The sequence below is a fragment of the Streptomyces sp. NBC_00454 genome (assembly GCF_041434015.1).
Taxonomy (GTDB): Bacteria; Actinomycetota; Actinomycetes; order Streptomycetales; family Streptomycetaceae; genus Streptomyces.
Genome location: NZ_CP107907.1, coordinates 1497997 through 1518331, shown reverse-complemented (window position 1 = coordinate 1518331; position 20335 = coordinate 1497997). Strand labels below are relative to the sequence as shown.

18 protein-coding genes are annotated in these 20335 nt (G+C 67.8%); 14 read left to right on the top strand and 4 right to left on the bottom strand.

Annotation, left to right across the window (positions count from 1 at the left end):
- Positions 1-424 precede the first annotated feature (424 nt).
- Positions 425-2029 carry an ABC transporter substrate-binding protein gene (locus tag OHU74_RS07085; RefSeq protein ID WP_371615102.1) on the top strand — a complete coding sequence of 535 codons (1605 nt, stop codon included), beginning with the start codon at positions 425-427 and terminating at the stop codon, positions 2027-2029.
- A gap of 83 nt (positions 2030-2112) precedes the next feature.
- Positions 2113-3690 carry an ABC transporter substrate-binding protein gene (locus OHU74_RS07080; protein WP_371615101.1) on the top strand — a complete coding sequence of 526 codons (1578 nt, stop codon included), beginning with the start codon at positions 2113-2115 and terminating at the stop codon, positions 3688-3690.
- 88 nt (positions 3691-3778) lie between these two features.
- Here OHU74_RS07080 and OHU74_RS07075 read toward each other — a convergent pair whose 3' ends face one another.
- Positions 3779-4453 (bottom strand): response regulator transcription factor, encoded by a 675-nt coding sequence (locus tag OHU74_RS07075; RefSeq protein ID WP_330295566.1) that lies wholly within the window; start codon positions 4451-4453, stop codon positions 3779-3781.
- 65 nt (positions 4454-4518) lie between these two features.
- Positions 4519-5445 (bottom strand): RecB family exonuclease, encoded by a 927-nt coding sequence (locus tag OHU74_RS07070; protein ID WP_371619592.1) that lies wholly within the window; start codon positions 5443-5445, stop codon positions 4519-4521.
- Between the two features lie 177 nt (positions 5446-5622).
- Between OHU74_RS07070 and OHU74_RS07065 the strand changes: the two genes are divergently transcribed.
- The 3 genes from OHU74_RS07065 to OHU74_RS07055 all read left to right on the top strand — a co-directional run bounded on the left by OHU74_RS07065 (position 5623) and on the right by OHU74_RS07055 (position 8651).
- The gene (locus OHU74_RS07065; protein WP_371615100.1) at positions 5623-6822 is read left to right on the top strand and encodes a site-2 protease family protein; all 1200 of its coding nucleotides are present in this window, start codon (positions 5623-5625) and stop codon (positions 6820-6822) included.
- Positions 6823-6840: 18 nt separating this feature from the next.
- Complete coding sequence (locus OHU74_RS07060; protein ID WP_371615099.1) at positions 6841-7812, top strand: tRNA (adenine-N1)-methyltransferase; 972 nt, start codon at positions 6841-6843, stop codon at positions 7810-7812.
- A gap of 203 nt (positions 7813-8015) precedes the next feature.
- Positions 8016-8651 carry a hypothetical protein gene (locus OHU74_RS07055; RefSeq protein ID WP_371615098.1) on the top strand — a complete coding sequence of 212 codons (636 nt, stop codon included), beginning with the start codon at positions 8016-8018 and terminating at the stop codon, positions 8649-8651.
- 4 nt (positions 8652-8655) lie between these two features.
- On the opposite strand, the gene OHU74_RS07050 is transcribed toward OHU74_RS07055, so the two are convergent.
- Entirely contained in the window at positions 8656-8976 is a 321-nt protein-coding gene (locus OHU74_RS07050) for a ferredoxin (RefSeq protein ID WP_330295562.1), read from the bottom strand.
- A gap of 264 nt (positions 8977-9240) precedes the next feature.
- Between OHU74_RS07050 and arc the strand changes: the two genes are divergently transcribed.
- The 6 genes from arc (at position 9241) to prcA (ending at position 15408) form a co-directional block, all read left to right on the top strand.
- Entirely contained in the window at positions 9241-11007 is a 1767-nt protein-coding gene (gene arc / locus OHU74_RS07045; protein WP_371615097.1) for a proteasome ATPase, read from the top strand.
- 251 nt (positions 11008-11258) lie between these two features.
- On the top strand, positions 11259-12770 hold the full coding sequence (gene dop / locus OHU74_RS07040; protein ID WP_371615096.1) for a depupylase/deamidase Dop: 1512 nt from the start codon (positions 11259-11261) through the stop codon (positions 12768-12770).
- Between the two features lie 193 nt (positions 12771-12963).
- Complete coding sequence (locus tag OHU74_RS07035; protein ID WP_133898495.1) at positions 12964-13176, top strand: ubiquitin-like protein Pup; 213 nt, start codon at positions 12964-12966, stop codon at positions 13174-13176.
- Positions 13177-13215: 39 nt separating this feature from the next.
- Positions 13216-13809 carry an endonuclease domain-containing protein gene (locus OHU74_RS07030; protein ID WP_371615095.1) on the top strand — a complete coding sequence of 198 codons (594 nt, stop codon included), beginning with the start codon at positions 13216-13218 and terminating at the stop codon, positions 13807-13809.
- On the top strand, positions 13761-14600 hold the full coding sequence (gene prcB / locus OHU74_RS07025; protein ID WP_371615094.1) for a proteasome subunit beta: 840 nt from the start codon (positions 13761-13763) through the stop codon (positions 14598-14600). The genes OHU74_RS07030 and prcB overlap by 49 nt, the downstream gene beginning before the upstream one ends.
- Positions 14601-14643: 43 nt before the next feature.
- Positions 14644-15408 (top strand): proteasome subunit alpha, encoded by a 765-nt coding sequence (gene prcA / locus OHU74_RS07020; RefSeq protein ID WP_214948085.1) that lies wholly within the window; start codon positions 14644-14646, stop codon positions 15406-15408.
- A gap of 64 nt (positions 15409-15472) precedes the next feature.
- Here prcA and OHU74_RS07015 read toward each other — a convergent pair whose 3' ends face one another.
- Positions 15473-16471 (bottom strand): LacI family DNA-binding transcriptional regulator, encoded by a 999-nt coding sequence (locus tag OHU74_RS07015; RefSeq protein WP_371615093.1) that lies wholly within the window; start codon positions 16469-16471, stop codon positions 15473-15475.
- A 136-nt stretch (positions 16472-16607) separates the two neighbouring features.
- On the opposite strand from OHU74_RS07015, the gene OHU74_RS07010 reads away from it, so the two are divergent.
- The 3 genes from OHU74_RS07010 (at position 16608) to OHU74_RS07000 (ending at position 20309) form a co-directional block, all read left to right on the top strand.
- On the top strand, positions 16608-17882 hold the full coding sequence (locus tag OHU74_RS07010; RefSeq protein WP_371615092.1) for an MFS transporter: 1275 nt from the start codon (positions 16608-16610) through the stop codon (positions 17880-17882).
- A gap of 9 nt (positions 17883-17891) precedes the next feature.
- The gene (gene pafA, locus OHU74_RS07005; protein ID WP_371615091.1) at positions 17892-19253 is read left to right on the top strand and encodes a Pup--protein ligase; all 1362 of its coding nucleotides are present in this window, start codon (positions 17892-17894) and stop codon (positions 19251-19253) included.
- Positions 19254-19379: 126 nt separating this feature from the next.
- Positions 19380-20309: an FKBP-type peptidyl-prolyl cis-trans isomerase gene (locus OHU74_RS07000; RefSeq protein ID WP_371615090.1), complete on the top strand. Its 930-nt coding sequence runs from the start codon at positions 19380-19382 to the stop codon at positions 20307-20309.
- Positions 20310-20335 lie beyond the last annotated feature (26 nt).

Genomic DNA, 20335 nt, shown 5'->3' with positions numbered 1-20335 from the left:
ATCTTTTGCGCGATACCCCGGAGGCCGAAATTCCATCCCTCCCGGGGGAGTTGTCCCAGGTGACCTTTGTCACCCACAAGGCCCCCTTCGCGCCACTCCGGGCCACTCCATGCCACCCCTTGTGTCCGCATTGATGAGTACCTGACCGAATCTGCGAACGCCCCCGCGCTCACACCCGGTCCGCTCCCATAACCGTGCGATGACGCACCCGCCCCAACCGGTTCAAGCCACCCCTCCACAGGCCACTAATGTCGATCCGGGCATAGCGCCGCACCTCAGCCGTCCCGGACACACACCCCTGTTCCGGAACCGCGTGGACCGATCGTCACAACACCGGCCCGATCGTTCCGCCCAGAACGGGCGACCGCCGCGATGCCCTCCACGCCGCTTTGAACAAGTGCCGGGTTGAGGGAGTACTTCCAGCATGAACCGCAAGACCATGGTGCTGACGGCCGCCGCCGGACTGCTCACCCCCGCGCTGACCGCATGCGGCAGCACCAGCGGCGGAGGAGCGGGATCCGGAGCGATCATCGTCGGAACCACCGACCGGTTCGAGGCAGCCGACTACGCCCCCGCCCCGCTCGACCCCGCCTACGCCTACGACGCCGGCAGCTGGAACATCCTGCGCCAGACCGTCCAGACGCTGATGCACACCCCGCGCGGCGGCGGCCAGCCCGTCCCCGAAGCAGCCTCCGACTGCCGCTTCACCGACACCGGCAACGAGAGCTACCGCTGCACCCTGCGCCCGGACCTCAAGTTCGCCGACGGCGCCCCCCTCACCGCGCAGGACGTCAAGTTCTCCATCGAGCGCGTGCTCGCCATCAAGGACGAGAACGGCCCCTCCTCGCTGCTCTCCACCGTCGACACCGTCGAAACCAAGGGCGCCGACACCATCGTCTTCCACCTGAAGACCGCCGACGCGACCTTCCCCTACAAGCTCTCCACCCCCGCCGCGGGCATCGTCAGCGCCAAGAAGTACGACGCCAAGAAGCTCCGCGCCGGCTTCACCGTCGAGGGCTCCGGCCCCTACACGATGAAGGCCGAGGTCAAGGACAACCACCTCGTCCGCGCCGTCTTCACCAAGAACCCGAACTACAAGGGCGACCTGAAGCTGCAGAACGACAAGGCCGAACTGCGCACCTTCGAAGACTCCGACGCGATGGGCAAGGCCCTGGAACAGGGCTCCATCCACGTGGTCTCCCGCACCCTGTCGCCCGCGCAGATCACCGAGCTCTCCGCCCACCCGCCCAAGGGCATCAAGCTCGTCCCGCTGCCCGGCCTGGAGATCCGCTACCTCGGCTTCAACACCGAGGCCCCCGTCGTCAAGGACAAGGCCGTCCGCCAGGCCCTCGCGGCCGCCGTCGACCGCAACGCCCTCATCGCCAAGGTCTACGGGAAATCCGCGCAGCCCCTGTACTCGCTGGTCCCCACCACCGTGACCGGCCACGTCAACTCGTTCTTCAACAAGTACGGCGAGGCCAACACCGCCAAGGCCGCCGACCTGCTGAAGGCCGCCGGGATCAAGACCCCGGTCAAGCTGACCCTCAACTACACCAACGACCACTACGGCGACGGCACCGCGGCCGAGTTCGAAGCCCTCAAGACCCAGCTGAACTCCACCCAGCTCTTCGACGTCACCGTCCAGGGCGCCGACTGGGCCGACTTCCGGCCCGCGCAGAAGAAGGGCGACTACGCCGCCTACGGGCTCGGCTGGTTCCCCGACTACCCCGACGCCGACAACTTCCTCGCCCCCTTCCTGGAGCAGGACAACTTCCTGGGCACGCCGTACGCCAACAGCGCGGTGCGCACCAGGCTCATCCCCGAATCCCGGCGGGCGGTCGACCGCGGCGTCGCCGTCCCCGCGATCACGGAGATTCAGGACATCGTCGCCGAGGACGTACCCGTCCTGCCCCTGTGGCAGGGCAAGCAGTACGTCGCCGCGCGCGACGGGATCACCGGAGTGGAGTGGTCGGTCAACGCCATCTCCGACCTCCAGCTGTGGGAACTCGGCCGCGGCGTCAGCGGCTGACCAGCACGGCCGCCGGCCGCGGACCACGCGCGCCGGAACAAGTAATCGGATCACCCAGTGAGACTGTGAAGGACGTTCGCGTGATGAGACGTAACCAGTGGTTGGTGGCCCCCCTCGGTGCGGCCACCGCCGCCGCGCTGCTCAGCGGTTGCGGTTCGACGGATGGCTCGAACGCCGGCAGCGGCAAGGGCGTGGTCATGGGCATATCCGACAAGGTGAAGGCCACCGACCCCGCCTCGGGCTACGACCCCGGCTCCTGGCTGCTCTTCAACAACGTCTTCCAGTCCCTGCTGAGCTTCCCCAAGGGCGGCACCACCCCGGAGCCCGACGCGGCGCAGTCCTGCGGGTTCGAGGGCGGCGAGAGCAAGGTGTACAAGTGCACCCTGCGCGGCGGCCTGAAGTTCAGCAACGGTGACAGCCTCACCTCGAAGGACGTCAAGTACTCCTTCGAGCGCACGCTGAAGATCAACGACGACAACGGCCCGGCCGTCATGCTGGCGTCGATCGCCTCCATCGACACCCCGGACGACAAGACCGTCCTGTTCCACCTCAAGACCCCCGACGCCACCTTCCCGAGCAAGATCGCCTCGGGCGCCGGCTCCATCGTCGACCACGCCGAGTACCCCGCGGACAAGCTCCGCACGGACGGCAAGGCCGTCGGCTCCGGGGTCTACAAGCTGGACTCCATCAACGACAAGAGCGCCAGCTTCTCCGTCAACGAGTCCTACAACGGCAAGGCCAAGCCCCGCAACAGCGGCGTGACCATGAAGTTCTTCAACGAGGACCAGGCCGCCCTCAAGAAGGTCCTCGAAAGCGGCGACGTCGACTTCGCCTTCCGCGGCCTGGCCGCCAAGGACATCGCCGGCCTGGCCTCCCAGAGCGGCGACCAGAAGGTCGAGGTCGTCCAGGGCGCCGGAGCCGAGGTCGAACACCTCGTCTTCAACATGAACGACCCGGTCGCCGGAAAGCTCCCCGTCCGCAAGGCCATCGCCTACCTCGTCGACCGCGAAGCCCTCGTCAAGCAGGTCTACGACGGAACGGCCACCTCGCTGTACTCGATCGTCCCGGCCGGCATCGCCTCGCACACCACCGCCTTCTTCGACCGCTACGGCGGCACCCCCCAGCCCGACAAGGCCAAGGCCGTCCTGCACGCCGCCGGCATCAAGGACAAGGTGAAGATCACCCTGTACTCGACGCCCTCGCGCTACGGCCCCTCCACGGACCAGGAATTCCAGCTGATCGCCAAGCAGCTGAACGACAGCGGCCTCTTCGAAGCCACCGTCAAGTCCGTCGAGTTCGACCAGTACGAGAAGGACATCGCCGACGGCAAGTACGGCGTCTACGTCAAGGGCTGGGTGCCCGACTACCCGGACGCCGACAACTTCACGCAGCCGTTCTTCGGCCCGGACAACATCCTGCACAACAACTACGACAACAAGGAGATCACCGGGACGATCATCCCGTCGACCTCCACGAAGTCCGACCGCGCCGCCGCCAACGCCGAATACAGCCGGCTCCAGGACATCGTCGCCGACGAGATCCCGCTGCTCCCGCTCTGGCAGAGCAAGCAGTACGCCGTCACCCGCCCCAACGTGACCGGCCTGCAGTGGTCCCTGGACGCCTCCACCGTCTTCCGCTTCTGGGAGATCAGCAAGGGCTGACCGGCCCGCACACGGCAAGGCCCGCACACGGCAAGGGCCCGCCTCCGCACCGAGCGGAGGCGGGCCCTTCCCGTACCCGAGGACGCCGCTACTGGCCGGCGCCCGGCCGCACCAGACCGCTCTCGTACGCGTACACCGCCGCCTGCACCCGGTCGCGCAGACCCAGCTTCGTCAGCACATGACCCACATGCGTCTTCACCGTCGTCTCGCTCACGAACAGATCCGCCGCGATCTCCGCGTTCGACAACCCGCGCGCCACCAGCTTCAGCACCTCGACCTCGCGCTCGGTCAGCGTGCCCAGCGCATCCGGAACACTGTCCTCACCCGACGGCAGATGACCCGCGTACTTGTCCAGCAGCCGCCGCGTGATGCTCGGCGCGAGCATCGCCTCACCACCCGCCACCACCCGGATCGCCTGCACCAGCTCCACGGCGGGCGCATCCTTCAGCAGGAACCCGCTGGCCCCCGCCCGCAGCGCCTCCACCACGTACTCGTCCAGATCGAAAGTCGTCAGGACCAGCACCTTCGCCGGACCGTCCCGGCCCGGACCCGTGATCTGCCGGGTCGCCTCCACCCCGTCCATCCGCGGCATCCGGATGTCCATCAGCACCACATCGGGCTGCAGCGCCCGCACCTGGTCCAGCGCCTGCAGACCGTCCCCGGCCTCGCCGACCACCGCCAGGTCCTGCTCCGCCTCCAGGATCATCCGGAAACCGGTGCGCAGGAGCGGCTGGTCGTCGACCAGCAGTACGCGGATCGCCACGGGGTCTACCTCGTATTCGTCGGACGCCATCGGGGGACGCCGCCCATTGTGCCCTGAGGCGAAGATCAGGACTCCGCCCGGCGGTAGCCGGGGGAGATCGTCAGAGGGTAGGCCGGGGGAGTCCCCCCGAACTCGGGACACACCGCCTGATGATCACACCATCCGCACAGCTTCGTCTGCCGCGGCCGCCACTCACCCGTCTCGGTCGCCTCCCGGATCGCATCCCACAGCGCCAGGAGCTTGCGCTCCATCCGCTCCAGATCCTCGATCACCGGGTCGTACGTCACCACGTCCCCACTGCCCAGATACACCAACTGGAGCCGGCGCGGCAGCACCCCCTTCAGCCGCCACACCACCAGCGCGTAGAACTTCATCTGGAACAGCGCACCCTCGGCATACTCCGGCCGCGGAGCCTTCCCCGTCTTGTAGTCGACGATCCGCACCTCGCCCGTCGGAGCCACGTCCACCCGGTCGATGATCCCGCGCAGCCGAAGCCCCGAATCCAACTCCGTCTCCACGAAGAACTCCCGCTCCACCGGCTCCAGCCGCGTCGGGTCCTCCAACGTGAACCACCGGTCCACCAGCGCCTCGGCCTCCGACAGCCACCGCGCCAGACCCGCCCCCTCATCACCCTGCGGGAACAGCTCCGTCAACTCCGGCTTCGCCTCCAGCAGCCGGTCCCACTGCGCCGGAATCAACGCCTTCGCCCGCGGCGCCGTCCGCTCCGGCGCCGGATGATCGAAGAGCCGCTCCAGCACCGCGTGCACCAACGTCCCCCGCGTCGCCGCCGCACTCGGCTTCTCCGGCAGCTTGTCGATCACCCGGAACCGGTACAGCAACGGACAGCGCATGAAGTCGCTCGCCCGCGAAGGAGACAGCGAAGCGGGCGCCACCGCCCCCGCCCGGCCGGACTCGGGACCGGGAACGGGATCGGCACTGGGCTCACTACTGGCTGCCGCATCCTGCGGACCGCTGCCGGGGCTCGTCGTCATACCCAAAACCCTACGACCCGCCACCGACAGCACGCGCATACCATCGACTCAAAGCCCCCTCGCACTGCATGATCGGAGCATCACACCGCGCTACGGCGCACCCGGACACCACCGGGGAAAAGCAGAAAAACCGCCGACGCCCCCACTGCGCCGGACAGCAGCGAACGAAGGAAAACCGTGGCAGACACCGAGGAAACCGGCGAGCGCACGGGCCGGCGCCGAGGACCGGGCGGCGGACTCCTCATGGGCCGCCCCTTCGGCGTGCCCGTCTACGTCTCGCCCAGCTGGTTCCTCGTCGCCGCCCTCATCACCTGGGTCTTCGGCAACCAGCTCGACCGGATCCTCCCCGACCTCGGACCCGCCCGCTACCTCGTCGCCCTCTTCTTCGCCGTCGCCTTCTACGCCTCGGTCCTCGTCCACGAACTCGCCCACACCATCGCCGCCCTCCGCTTCAAACTCCCCGTCCGCCGCATCCAGCTCCAGTTCTTCGGCGGCGTCTCCGAGATCGAGAAGGAATCCGAAACCCCCGGCCGCGAATTCGTCCTCGCCTTCGTCGGCCCCCTCCTCTCCCTCCTCCTCGCCGGCGCCTTCTACCTCGGCATGAAAACCGTCGAACCCGCCAGCGTCCCCGGCGTCCTCCTCGCCGGCCTGATGATCTCCAACCTCCTCGTCGCCGCCTTCAACCTCCTCCCCGGCCTCCCCCTCGACGGCGGCCGCATGCTCCGCGCCGTCATCTGGGGCATCACCGGCAAACCCATGACCGGCACCATCGCCGCCGCCTGGGTCGGCCGCGGCCTCGCCGTCACCGTCCTCCTCGGCCTCCCGCTCCTCACCCACACCGGAGCCCTCGGCAACCCCACCCAGGAAATCGGCGGCATGGACACCGTCATGGACGCCCTCCTCGCCGCCATCCTCGCCGCCATCATCTGGACCGGAGCCGGAAACAGCCTGCGCATGGCCCGCCTGCGCGAACACCTCCCGGAACTCCAAGCCCGCAAACTCACCCGCCGCGCCATCCCCGTCCAGAACGCCACCCCCCTCTCCGAAGCCCTGCGCCGCGCCAACGAAGCCGGCGCCCGCGCCCTCGTCGTCGTCGACGGACTCGGAGACCCCACCGGCATCGTCCGCGAAACCGCCATCGCCTCCGTACCCGAACACCGCCGCCCCTGGATCGCCGTCAGCACCCTCTCCCAGGACCTCACCGACGGCATGAAGGTTTCCGCGGACCTCACCGGCGAAGAACTCCTCGACCACCTGCGCGCCACCCCCGCCTCCGAATACCTCGTACTCGAAACCGGCGGCGCGATCTACGGAGTCCTCTCCACCCTCGACGTCGAGAAGGCCTTCGTGAAGGCCATGGCGCGGCCCCAGTCCTGAAGCCAATACACTGGTCACATGTCCGAACCGACCGGTGCCGCCCGCCGACGCGGGCCCTTCGAGGTCGGGGACCAGGTTCAGCTCACCGACCCCAAGGGCCGCCACTACACGTTCACGCTCGAAGCCGGGAAGAATTTCCACACCCACAAGGGTTCCTTCCCGCACGACGAGCTGATCGGCTCCCCCGAGGGCAGTGTTGTCCGTACCACGGGCAACGTCGCCTACCTCGCGCTGCGTCCCCTGCTCCCCGACTATGTCCTGTCCATGCCCCGCGGTGCCGCCGTGGTCTACCCCAAGGACGCGGGCCAGATCCTGGCCTTCGCCGACATCTTCCCCGGCGCCCGAGTCGTCGAAGCAGGTGTGGGCTCCGGCTCCCTGAGCAGCTTCCTGCTGCGCGCCATCGGCGACCAGGGCATGCTCCACAGCTACGAGCGCCGCCCGGACTTCGCCGAGATCGCCACGGCCAACGTCGAGCGCTACTTCGGCGGCCCCCACCCCGCGTGGCAGCTGACCGTCGGCGACCTCCAGGACAACCTGTCCGACACGGACGTCGACCGCGTGATCCTCGACATGCTCGCCCCCTGGGAATGCCTGGAAGCCGTCTCCAAGGCGCTGGTCCCCGGCGGCATCCTCTGCTGCTACGTGGCCACCACCACCCAGCTCTCCCGGACCGTCGAATCCATCCGCGAGTTCGGCTGCTACGCCGAACCGCAGCCCTGGGAATCGATGATCCGCAACTGGCACGTCGAGGGCCTGGCCGTCCGCCCGGACCACCGGATGATCGGCCACACCGGCTTCCTCGTCACGGCCCGCCGCCTCGCGGACGGAGTCGAACCGCCCATGCGCCGCCGCCGCCCCTCCAAGGGCGCCTACGGCGAGGACTACGACGGACCCGGCAGCCAGTCCGGCAGCAAGGCAGCGGCCGCGGCCACCGCCCCGGCCGAACCCGCCGTCACGGACACCGCCGCCGACTCCGCCGACCTCGGCTGAGCCACGCAGCAACCGGCCCGCGAAGGCCACCCAACACACAGACGCTGTGGCGCAGTTCCCCGGACCGACCGGGAACTGCGCCACAGCGTCTTTTCGTTGTCCCACGTATACGCCCGACCGGCCCGGACCCACCCGTTCCACCCCGCTGTGAGGTGTGGCACGATGCTGGCTCCCCGTCACCCTTCGCACAGGAGACACCCCGCGTGCCGCACAGCCCCGCCGAGCCGGCGCCGAACCCGCAGACCCCGGCACACCACCGGGCCCGGCCCGTCCACTGGCTCGCCACCGCCTCGGCCCTGGCCGCCGTCATAGCCGGCGCGGGATTCCTCCAGCCCGAAGAAGCCACCGGAGCCGCAGCAGGACCGCCGGCCCCACCAGGACCCACCAGCCCTACGGACCCCACACCCCCCGCGGACGGCCCCGCCGCACCGGCTCCCGACGCGCACGCAGTCACGTACCCCCTCGACTGCAGAGGCGCCCCGCAGGCCGTCACGGCCACCGCCGAAGGCGACCTCGACGGCGACGGCCGCCCCGAGACCGTGGCCGCCGTACGCTGCGACGCCGGATCCGGAACCCCGCCGCACGCCATCTACGTACTCACCCAGGACAAGGCCAAGGGCTCGGCCCCCCGCGTCGTCGCCACCCTGCTCGAAGCCGGACGCAAGCAGACCGCGACCGACCTCACCCTGCGCGACGGGACCGTCACCGCCACGCTCCACGGGTACTCATCACCCGAAGTGCCCCGCTACAGCCCCGACACCAAGCAACTCGCCAAGTGGCGCTGGACCGGCGGAAAATTCCGCCAAGAGCTTACGGACTCGACCGCCACAGGAGTTTGAACCCCTATTCGGCGTCGGGACCGAAGACCTCGACCCTGTCCGAAACACGCCTTACATGGATGCAGTCGCCAGGACATTCCTTCGCCGAATCCACCACGTCCTGCAACAGCACCAAAGGAACCGGAGTCGTCGCCCCCGCCTCCACGAGCAGCTCGTCGGCGGGGCTCTTCACATACGCCAGACCATCGATGTCCAGCTCGAACACCTCCGGCGCGTACTGCACACAGATGCCGTCGCCGGTGCAGAGGTCCTGGTCGATCCAGACCTCAAGGGGCTCTGAGGCCCCGCCGGCGCCGCCCGCTGGAGCCTCCTGCTGCACGGTCATATCTCCTGCCGTTCCCTGCTCTGAGTGATCCATCCCGGACACAACTCGCGACAAGTCGCACGAGCTCTGACGGGTGTTGAACACTTCGACCTTACAACCGGCTGCTTTCCGATGTTGATGGGTGGGTATTTCCTTGACGTGAGGGAGTACGCAAGGGTGAAGATCGGACACACCCCTACCGTCTTTGTGATCTAGGGGTTTCAATCACCACCAGCCCAGGTAGGGTCAGAAAGCGTCCAGCTCCCCTTGGAGGAGGTGAGGACCGTGGCAGCCCACGACGACGACATCAACCGCGGCATCCGGCCCGCGCGAGGGTCCGAGGACCCCGCCGGCCAGGTTGCCTACCTAGAGCAGGAAATCGCCGTCCTGCGACGTAAGCTCGCCGACTCTCCGCGACACACGAGGATTCTCGAAGAGCGGATCGTCGAGCTCCAGACAAACCTGGCAGGCGTCTCCGCCCAGAACGAACGCCTGGCGAACACCCTGCGCGAGGCCCGCGACCAGATCGTGGCCCTCAAGGAAGAAGTCGACCGGCTCGCACAGCCGCCGGCCGGCTTCGGAGTCTTCCTGCAGTCCAACGAAGACGGCACCGTCGACATCTTCACCGGCGGCCGCAAACTCCGAGTGAACGTGAGCCCCAGCGTCGAACCGGAAGACCTCCGGCGAGGCCAGGAGGTCATGCTCAACGAGGCCCTCAACGTGGTCGAGGCCATGGAATTCGAGCGGGCCGGGGACATCGTCACCCTCAAGGAGATCCTCGAGGACGGCGAGCGCGCCCTGGTGGTCGGGCACACCGACGAGGAAAGGGTGGTGAGGCTCGCCGAGCCGCTCCTGGACGTCACCATCCGCCCCGGCGACTCCCTGCTGCTCGAACCCCGCTCCGGCTACGTCTACGAGATCGTCCCCAAGAGCGAGGTCGAAGACCTCGTCCTCGAAGAGGTCCCGGACATCGACTACGACAAGATCGGCGGCCTGGGCGACCAGATCGAGCTGATCCGCGACGCCGTCGAGCTCCCCTACCTCTACCCCGACCTCTTCAAGGAACACGAACTACGGCCCCCGAAGGGCATCCTGCTGTACGGCCCCCCCGGCTGCGGCAAGACGCTCATCGCCAAGGCCGTCGCCAACTCCCTTGCCAAGAAGGTCGCCGAAGTCACCGGCCAGCCCACCGGGAAGTCCTACTTCCTGAACATCAAGGGCCCCGAACTCCTCAACAAGTACGTCGGCGAGACCGAGCGGCACATCCGCCTCGTCTTCCAGCGTGCCAGGGAGAAGGCGAGCGAGGGCACCCCCGTCATCGTCTTCTTCGACGAGATGGAATCCCTCTTCCGCACCCGCGGATCAGGCGTCAGCTCGGACGTGGAGAACACCATCGTCCCCCAGCTGCTCGCCGAGATCGACGGCGTGGAAGGCCTGGAGAACGTCATCGTCATCGGCGCCTCCAACCGCGAGGACATGATCGACCCGGCCATCCTGCGCCCCGGCCGACTCGACGTGAAGATCAAGATCGAGCGCCCCGGAGCCGAGGCCGCGAAGGACATCTTCGCGAAGTACCTCAAGGCCTCGCTGCCCCTGCACTCGGACGACCTGTCCGAACACCAGGGCTCCTCGGCCGACACCGTCCACAGCATGATCCAGACCGTCGTCGAGCAGATGTACGCCGAAACCGAGGAAAACCGCTTCCTCGAGGTCACGTACGCCAACGGCGACAAGGAAGTCCTCTACTTCAAGGACTTCAACTCGGGCGCGATGATCCAGAACATCGTGGACCGTGCGAAGAAGATGGCCATCAAGGCCTTCCTCGAGCACAAGCAGCGGGGCCTTCGCGTCGCCCACCTCCTCCAGGCTTGCGTGGACGAGTTCAAGGAGAACGAAGACCTCCCCAACACCACCAACCCCGACGACTGGGCCCGAATCTCCGGAAAGAAGGGCGAGCGGATCGTATTCATCCGCACGCTCGTCACCGGAAAGCAAGGCGCGGACACCGGACGCTCCATCGACACGGTGGCCAACACCGGTCAGTACCTCTGACGAAGCGGGCCGGCTGCGGGAGCCCGCAAGGGCACCCGCAGCCGACTGCTTTACCGACTGCTCTTTTCAGCCGGTGACAGGTCGAAATTCAATGACTGAAATGATCTCCCCACCAGCGCGGAGTGGTTCTAGGCTCATCCGTACCGCAGGTCGCGCAGTGCGGGGACGGGCACCGCACACGACGCACCTCAGCACCAGCGGTACTTGAGCGCCGCTCCCGAACGGGAGCGCCGCCGGGCAAGGAGGGCCGCATGACCGTACGGCGAGTAATGGGGATCGAGACGGAGTACGGGATCTCCGTCCCGGGGCACCCGAACGCCAATGCCATGCTCACCTCGTCCCAGATCGTCAACGCCTACGCGGCGGCGATGCACCGGGCGCGACGCGCCCGCTGGGACTTCGAGGAAGAGAACCCGCTGCGGGACGCCCGCGGCTTCGACCTCGCCCGCGAGGCCGCCGACAACAGCCAGCTCACCGACGAGGACATCGGCCTCGCCAACGTCATCCTCACCAACGGCGCACGCCTCTACGTGGACCACGCACACCCCGAATACAGCTCCCCGGAGATCACCAACCCGCTCGACGCCGTCCTCTGGGACAAGGCCGGCGAGCGGATCATGGCCGAGGCCGCCGTCAGGGCCGCCCAGCTCCCCGGGGCCCAGCCCATCCACCTCTACAAGAACAACACCGACAACAAGGGCGCCTCCTACGGCACGCACGAGAACTACCTGATGAAGCGGGAAACCCCCTTCTCGGACATCGTGCGCCACCTCACCCCCTTCTTCGTCTCCCGCCTCGTCTTCACCGGCGCCGGCCGGGTCGGCATCGGCCAGGACGGCCGCGAACACGGCTTCCAGATCAGCCAGCGCGCCGACTACTTCGAAGTCGAGGTCGGCCTCGAGACCACCCTCAAGCGCCCCATCATCAACACCCGCGACGAACCGCACTCGGACGCGGAGAAATACCGCCGCCTCCACGTGATCATCGGCGACGCCAACCTCTCCGAGATCTCCACCTACCTCAAGCTCGGCACCACCGCACTCGTCCTGTCCATGATCGAAGACGGCTACATCAACGTCGACCTCGCCGTGGACCAGCCCGTACGCACCCTCCACCAGGTCTCCCACGACCCCGACCTGAAACACCTCATCACGCTGCGCAGCGGCCGGACGCTGACCGCCGTACAACTCCAGATGGAGTACTACGAGCTGGCCAGGAAGTACGTGGAGGAGCGTTTCGGCTCCGACGCGGACGAGCAGACCAAGGATGTGCTGGCCCGCTGGGAGGACGTCCTGGGCCGGCTGGAGAGCGACCCGATGAGCCTGTCGGGAGAGCTCGACTGGATCGCGAAGCGGGAGATCCTGGAGGGCTACCGGCGCCGCGACGGCCTCGGCTGGGACGCCGCCCGGCTCCACCTGGTCGACCTGCAGTACGCGGACGTACGGCCCGAGAAGGGGCTTTACAACCGCCTCGTGGCCCGCGGCAAGATGAAGCGGCTCCTGGACGAGAGCGCCGTGGAGCGGGCGCAGAGCAAGCCGCCGGAGGACACCCGGGCGTACTTCCGGGGACGCTGCCTGGAGCAGTACGCCGATGACGTGGCCGCGGCCTCGTGGGACTCGGTGATCTTCGACCTGCCGGGCCACGACTCCCTCCAGCGGGTCCCGACCCTGGAACCCCTGCGGGGCACCCGTGCCCACGTGAAGGAGCTCCTGGACCGCTGCCGCACGGCGGAGGACCTGGTGCGGGTGCTGTCGGGGCGCTGAGTCTTTCCGATCCCCGGACGGGGGCTGAAAGGCCCCCGGTCCGGGAATCATGAAGACACCCGGACGTTATGAAAGTACCGGGACGGATGTCGGACCCTCCTTGTAGGGTCCGAAGTAGAGTCTGATCTTGAGGGATCCCGAATTCGCGGGGTCTTTCGACGTGAGCGTGCGAACCGAGCGGGGTGAGCTAGACATGGCGACCAAGGACACCGGCGGCGGACAGCAGAAGGCGCAGCGCTCGACCGAGGAGGTCGAGGAGGCGGCGGTCGAAGAGTCGACCGACCTCAAGGAGCGACAGGAAAAGCTCTCCGACGACGTCGACTCGGTACTTGACGAGATTGACGATGTCCTAGAGGAGAACGCCGAGGATTTCGTGCGGTCGTTCGTTCAGAAGGGTGGCCAGTAAGGCCATTTTACCTTCGAATCGAAGGTGAAAGGTGGGGGAGTGGCGGTTGGCGAGGAGGGGAAGCGCTGTGCGCGGTGTCGGGAGTGGAAACCGCTCGCAGCCTTCTCATCGAACCGTTCGATGCGGGATGGCTTGCAGGTGTATTGCAAGAGTTGCGCGTCGGAGTACCACCAGCAGCGTCAGATAGCCAAGGGGATGAACGTGCGTCCTCGGGTGGAAACTCCCGAAGGGCACAAGTGCTGCCGCCGCTGCGGTGAGATCAAGCCGCACTCCGAATGGGACCGCAACAAGACGGCCTCCGATGGACTGTCGACGCGCTGCAAGACATGTCGAGCGGTCGAAAGCCGGGCGGGCCATTTAATGCGCTCGTACGGCATCACCGAGGCCGAGCGGGAGGAGATGATCGCCGCCCAGGGCGGGGTCTGCGTGATCTGCCAGGAGGCTCCGGCGGAGCATGTTGATCACGATCACCAGACGGGTAAGGTCCGAGGCGTACTTTGCTTCGGCTGCAACGCAGGAATTGGGCAGCTCAAGGATCGGCCGGACGTCATACGGCGTGCAGCCGCTTACGTGGAAGGAAACCTGTGGAACCCAACACTCGTAGCACAGGGCGTCTACCGGCAGCCTTCCTGACGCCGGGGTCGTCGTCCTTCATGGACTTCTTGGGCGCGCACCAGCCCGAGATGCTCCCGGGCAACCGGAAGCTGCCCGACGGGGTCATCGAGGCGCCGCACGGGACGACCATCGTGGCCGCCACCTTCCCCGGCGGGGTCGTGCTCGCCGGTGACCGGCGGGCGACCATGGGGAACATGATCGCGCAGCGGGACATCGAGAAGGTGTTCCCGGCGGACGAGTTCTCCGCCGTCGGCATCGCGGGCACCGCCGGTCTGGCCGTGGAGATGGTGAAGCTGTTCCAGCTGGAGCTGGAGCACTTCGAGAAGGTGGAGGGGGCGACCCTCTCCCTCGAGGGCAAGGCGAACCGGCTGTCGACCATGATCCGGAGCAATCTGGGGATGGCGATGCAGGGTCTGGCCGTCGTGCCGCTCTTCGCGGGGTACGACGAGGCCAAGGAGCGGGGCCGGATCTTCTCGTATGACGTGACCGGCGGCCGCTCCGAGGAGCACGGCTACGCCGCGACCGGTTCGGGCTCGATCTTCGCCCGCGGGTCGATGAAGAAGCTGTACCACTCCAAGCTGACGGAGGAGGAGGCCACGACGCTCGTCGTCCAGGCGTTGTACGACGCCGCCGACGACGACTCGGCGACCGGTGGCCCGGACCTCTACCGCCACATCTACCCCATCGTCACCGTCATGACGGACGAGGGATTCCGCAGGCTGACCGACGAGGAGTCCTCGGAGCTGGCCCGCAAGATCACGAATCGTCGGCTGGAGCAGCCCGACGGTCCGCGCGCCGCACTGCTCTGATCTCTGACCTCCTCGTCGTCCAGAAGAAAGGGACGGAAAGCCGGTGTCGACTCCGTTCTATGTGTCACCCCAGCAGGCCATGGCCGACCGGGCGGAATACGCCCGCAAGGGCATCGCCCGCGGTCGGAGCCTTGTTGTCATCCAGTACGCCGACGGCATCGTGTTCGTCGGTGAGAACCCGTCCCGTGCGCTGCACAAGTTCAGCGAGATCTATGACCGGATCGGCTTCGCGGCCGCCGGCAAGTACAACGAGTACGAGAACCTGCGGATCGGCGGTGTGCGGTACGCGGATCTGCGTGGATACACGTACGACCGTGACGATGTGACGGCCCGTGGGCTGGCGAACGTCTACGCGCAGACGCTCGGCACGATCTTTTCGAGTGCGGGTGAGAAGCCGTACGAGGTGGAGCTCGTTGTCGCCGAGGTCGGTGCGACGGCGGCCGGTGACCAGATCTACCGCCTGCCGCACGACGGTTCGATCGTGGACGAGCACGGTTCGGTGGCGGTCGGCGGCAATGCCGAGCAGATCAGTACCTTCCTCGATCAGCGGCACCAGGACGGGATGACCCTGTCCGAGGCGTTGAAGCTGGCGGTGCAGGCGCTGTCGAGCCAGGCGAACGGTGCGGACAAGTCGATTCCGGCGGAGCGGCTGGAGGTGGCGGTGCTGGACCGTACGCGGGCGCAGCAGCGCAAGTTCAAGCGGATCCGGGGCCGGCAGCTGTCGCGGCTGCTGGAGGCGGATGTTCCGGCGGCGGCTCAGGCGGATGCCGTGTCGAACGACGAGGCTCCCGATGAGGAAGCCGAGTAGAGCGAAGTGGTGTGTGGGTGCCCCTGGCCTTCGGGTCGGGGGCGCTTTCGCGTTCCGGGACGGGTCAGGCGCTGGGGGCCGGGCCGGAGGAGTCGCGGACGACGAGTTCGACGGGGATGTCGGGGGCGGTCCAGGGGGTGCCTTCGAGGACGGCGAGGAGGGCGGTCATGCCTTGTTCGCCGACGCGTTCGGCGGGGAGCCGGACGGTGGTGAGTTCGGGGTCGACGGCGGTGGCGAGGGCGAGGTCGTCGAAGCCGGTGACGGAGAGGTCCTCGGGGATGCGCAGGCCGAGGCGGCGGGCGGCCTTGCAGGCTCCGGCGGCGAGGATGTCGTCGTCGCAGACGATGGCGGTGGGGCGGCCGTGGAGGGGTGTCAGGGCGGTTTCCATGGCCGTACGGGCGGCGTCGACGCTGAGGTGGGCCCGTACGGTGCGCAGTTCGGTGGAGGGGCTCAGGTGGGCGCTGAGGGCTTTGGCGCGGACGTCGAAGGTCCAGGAGTCGATGGCGGAGGCGAGGTGGAGGAAGCGGCGGTGGCCGTGGTTTTGGAGGTGTTGGGTGACTTGGTGCATGCCGTCGGCGATGGCGAGGTTGACGTGGGCGGCGGCGGTGTGGGCGGTGGGGTCGCTGTCGAGCATGACGAGGGGGAGGGTGTCGCCGCCGAGGGCGTGGAGGGCGTCGGCGGCCATGGAGGAGGCGATGACTCCGTCGAGGGCGGCGCGGGCGGAGGCGAAGGGGTCGCGGGCGGGGCCGGTGCCGTCGGGGGAGGGGTAGAGGACGACGCCGAAGCCGTGGTCGGAGGCGATGCGGGCGGCGCCGGTGTAGACGCGGGCGAAGAATTCGTTGGTGAGGGCGGGGACGACGAGGAGGGCGGTGCGGGTGGAGCCGAGGCGGAGGTTGCGGGCGGCGAGGTTGGGGCGGTAGCCGAGTTGGGTGGCGGTGTGGCGGACGTGGTCGGCGGTGCGTTCGGAGACGCGGCCGCGCCATTTTTCGCCGAGTACGAGGGAGACGGTGGCCTGGGAGACTCCGGCGGCGGTGGCCACGTCGCGGCTGGTGGGTCTCGTCACATGGTGCTCCTGTAGTGCGAGGTCGCGGGGGGTTCGGGGGGTTCGGCGGGTGGACCGGCCGTCTGTGGCCATGGTACGTATGACGCGTCAAGTTATACGTATTACCCCGGCGGGGTCCGGGCAGGAGGGGGCGGAGATGGCCGCGGGTTATGCGGAGCTGCTCAGGACCCGGCACGCCGCGAGGCTGCTGGTGGGCACGCTGATAGGGCGGCTGCCGAACGGTACGGCGCCGATCGCGATCGTGCTGTTCACGCGGGCCGAGGGGGGCAGCTACTCCCTGGCGGGGGCGCTGGCCGCGGTGTACGGGGTGGCCAATGCGGTGGGGCAGCCGTTGCTGGGCCGGGCGGTGGACCTGTACGGGCAGCCGCGGGTGCAGTTGCCGGCGGCGGTGGTGTCGGCGCTGGGCATGGTGTGGCTGGCGTTCGCGGGTACGGGTTCGGCGGCGTGGGCGTACGGGGCGGTGGTGGTGGCGGGTCTGTTCACGCCTCCGCTGGAGGGCGGGCTGCGTGCGCTGTGGCCGGGGGTGCTCGGTGGCCGCGAGGAGCGGGTGCATGCCGCGTACGCGATGGATGCGGTGGCGCAGGAGGTCATGTTCACGGTCGGCCCGCTGCTGGTGACGTTGTGCGTGGCGCTGTGGGATCCGGCGGCGGCGCTGCTGGTGATCAATGCGATCGGTGTGCTGGGTGCGCTGTCGGTGGTGGTGTCGGAGCCTTCGCGGACGTGGCGTTCGGAGCCGCGTGAGGCGCATTGGCTGGGGGCGCTGCGTTCGCGCGGGCTGCTGGCGCTGCTGGGTGCCTTCTTCTTCGTGGGGACGGCGCTGGGGTCGATCACGGTGGCGGGTGTGGCGTATGCGGACGATCACGGGAACCAGGCGGTGTACGGCTGGCTGATGGCGGCGCTGGGTCTGGGTGCGCTGGTGGGTGGTCTGGGGTACGGGGCACGGCAGTGGGCGGGTGCGCCGGAGCGGCGGTTGCGGGTGCTGGTGGCGTTGCTGGCGGTGTGTTATCTGCCGTTGATGCTGGTGCCGGGTCCGTGGGCGATGGCGGCTCTGGCGGCGTTGGCCGGGGTGTTCCTGGCGCCGTGCCTGGCCTGTGCGTTCATCGTGGTGGACCGGCATGCTCCGGTGGGCACGGTGACGGAGGCGTTCTCCTGGCTGGTGACGTTCTTCGGGGTGGGTGCGGCGATCGGTACGGGTGCGGCGGGTCCGGCGGTGGAAGCGGGCGGTACGGCGGCCGGGTTCGCGGTGGCGGGTGTGGCGGGTGCGGCGGCGGTGCTGGTGCTGACGGTCACTCGGAAGGTGCTGGAACGTACCGGGGTGAGCGTTCCGGTGGGGGGCTCCGCGGAGGGCTCTCGGGAAAATGATCGAAACGACGCTCGCGAACTCGGTTTCAGAACAGAGCAGAAGGCGTAATGTTCAGTCATGGACCGCCGCATTTTCGGGCTGGAGAACGAGTACGGCGTCACGTGCACGTTCAGGGGACAGCGCCGACTGTCTCCTGACGAAGTGGCGCGCTACCTCTTCCGCCGTGTTGTGTCATGGGGCCGCAGCAGCAATGTCTTCCTGCGGAACGGCGCCCGCCTCTACCTCGACGTGGGTTCGCATCCGGAGTATGCAACTCCCGAATGCGACAACCTGATCGAACTGGTCACCCACGACAAGGCCGGCGAGCGCATTCTCGAGGGCCTGCTCGTCGACGCCGAACGCCGCTTGCACGAGGAGGGAATCGCGGGCGACGTCTATCTGTTCAAGAACAACACCGACTCGGCGGGAAACTCGTACGGCTGCCACGAGAACTACCTGGTGGCCCGGCACGGGGAATTCTCCCGGCTGGCGGACATTCTCATCCCGTTCCTCGTCACGCGGCAGTTGATCTGCGGTGCGGGCAAGGTGCTGCAGACGCCGCGGGGTGCGGTCTACTGCGTGAGCCAGCGGGCCGAGCACATCTGGGAGGGCGTCAGCTCTGCCACGACCCGTTCGCGGCCGATCATCAACACGCGTGACGAGCCGCACGCGGATGCCGAGCGGTACCGCCGTCTGCACGTCATCGTCGGCGACTCGAACATGTCCGAGACGACCATGCTGCTCAAGGTCGGCGCGACCGATCTGGTGCTGCGCATGATCGAGGCGGGCACGGTGATGCGGGATCTGACGCTGGAGAACCCGATCCGGGCGATCCGTGAGGTCAGCCACGACATCACCGGTCAGCGCAAGGTGCGCCTGGCGAGCGGCCGGGAGGCCTCGGCGCTGGAGATCCAGCGCGAGTACTACGACAAGGCGGTGGACTTCGCCGAGCGCCGGGGCATCCGCGAGGGTGTCGTGGACCAGGTGCTGGAGCTGTGGGGCCGGACCCTGGACGCGATCGAGGCGGAGGACCTGGACCGGATCGGGACCGAGATCGACTGGGTGATGAAGTACCAGCTGATCGAGCGGTACCGGGCCAAGCACAACATGACGATGTCGAATCCGCGGGTGGCTCAGATAGACCTCGCCTACCACGACATCCACCGCCGGCGCGGGCTGTACTACCTGCTGGAGCGCAAGGGGCAGGCGGCGCGGATCTGCAACGACCTCAAGATCTTCGAGGGCAAGTCGGTGCCTCCGCAGACGACGAGGGCGCGGCTGCGCGGTGACTTCATCCGTCGTGCGCAGGAGCAGCGGCGGGACTTCACGGTCGACTGGGTGCATCTGAAGCTCAATGACCAGGCGCAGCGCACGGTGCTGTGCAAGGACCCGTTCCGGTCGGTGGACGACCGGGTGGAGAAGCTGATCGCGGGGATGTAGGGCGCCGCGGCGCGTGGTGTGACGTACCACTGATCTGGGACAGGGCCCCGTACGAATCTCGTACGGGGCCCTGTGCACGCCTTAGAGTGGCGACGACCTATGTGCCGTCTGAGATCTGAGGAACACGTGCGCCGACTTGCCGGCCTGCTTGTCGTACCCCTTCTGCTGCTTTCGACAGCGGCCTGTGGCGACAGCGGCTCCGAGATGAAGAACGGGGTGCCCGCGATCACGAAGGGTGCCAAGTTCGGTGAGAGCCCCACCCTGGCGAAGGGGTCGGGCAAACCGCCGAAGGAACTGAAGGTGGTGACCATCAGTGAGGGCGACGGCCCGGCGCTGAAGAAGGGCGACGCCGCCCAGGTCAACTACCTCGGTCAGGTCTGGGACGGTACGAAGCCGTTCGACCAGAGCTTCGGCAAGGGCAAGCCGTTCGACGTGACCATCGGCGCCGGCCAGGTCATCAAGGGCTGGGACCAGGGCCTTGAGGGCAAGAAGGTCGGCAGCCGTCTGGAGCTCGTGATTCCGCCGGACCTCGGGTACGGGGCGCAGGGTCAGGGCGCCGACATCAAGCCGAATGCCACGCTGGTCTTCGTCGTGGACATCGTCAAGGGAACGTCCATCCCGGCTTCGGCCAAGGGCAAGGAGGTCCCGCAGGAGAACAAGGACCTGCCCAAGGTCGGTACGAACACGGACGGCAAGGAAGTTGCCGTGACGGTTCCCAAGGACGTGACGCCGCCGGCGAAGCTGGTGTCGGACTACGTGCTGGAGGGTGACGGCGCGGTCGTCAAGGACACCGACAACGTGGTGGTCAAGTTCAACGGCAAGACGTGGAAGGACGACAAGTCCTTCGAGAGCACGTACGCCACCGACCAGTCGGTGACCTGGCCGATGGCCCAGCTTTCGGTCAAGGGTCTCAAGGACGGTCTGGTCGGCAAGAAGGTCGGCAGCCGCGTCCTGCTGGTGATCCCGCCGGACCAGGGGTTCGGTGACAAGGAGCAGGGCACCATCCCGGCCAACTCGACGCTGGTCTTCAGCCTCGACATCCTCGCCGTGGTGTAAGACTGTCCCGGTTGTCCCCCTGTTCG

Bases quoted from the DNA above. Each gene is read 5' to 3' on its own strand.
- OHU74_RS07085 (WP_371615102.1), top strand. From the start codon at position 425: ATGAACCGCAAGACCATGGTGCTGACGGCCGCCGCCGGACTGCTCACC.
- OHU74_RS07080 (WP_371615101.1), top strand. From the start codon at position 2,113: ATGAGACGTAACCAGTGGTTGGTGGCCCCCCTCGGTGCGGCCACCGCC.
- OHU74_RS07070 (WP_371619592.1), bottom strand. From the start codon at position 5,445: ATGACGACGAGCCCCGGCAGCGGTCCGCAGGATGCGGCAGCCAGTAGT.
- OHU74_RS07060 (WP_371615099.1), top strand. From the start codon at position 6,841: ATGTCCGAACCGACCGGTGCCGCCCGCCGACGCGGGCCCTTCGAGGTC.
- OHU74_RS07050 (WP_330295562.1), bottom strand. From the start codon at position 8,976: ATGACCGTGCAGCAGGAGGCTCCAGCGGGCGGCGCCGGCGGGGCCTCA.
- dop (WP_371615096.1), top strand. From the start codon at position 11,259: ATGACCGTACGGCGAGTAATGGGGATCGAGACGGAGTACGGGATCTCC.
- OHU74_RS07035 (WP_133898495.1), top strand. From the start codon at position 12,964: ATGGCGACCAAGGACACCGGCGGCGGACAGCAGAAGGCGCAGCGCTCG.
- OHU74_RS07010 (WP_371615092.1), top strand. From the start codon at position 16,608: ATGGCCGCGGGTTATGCGGAGCTGCTCAGGACCCGGCACGCCGCGAGG.
- pafA (WP_371615091.1), top strand. From the start codon at position 17,892: ATGGACCGCCGCATTTTCGGGCTGGAGAACGAGTACGGCGTCACGTGC.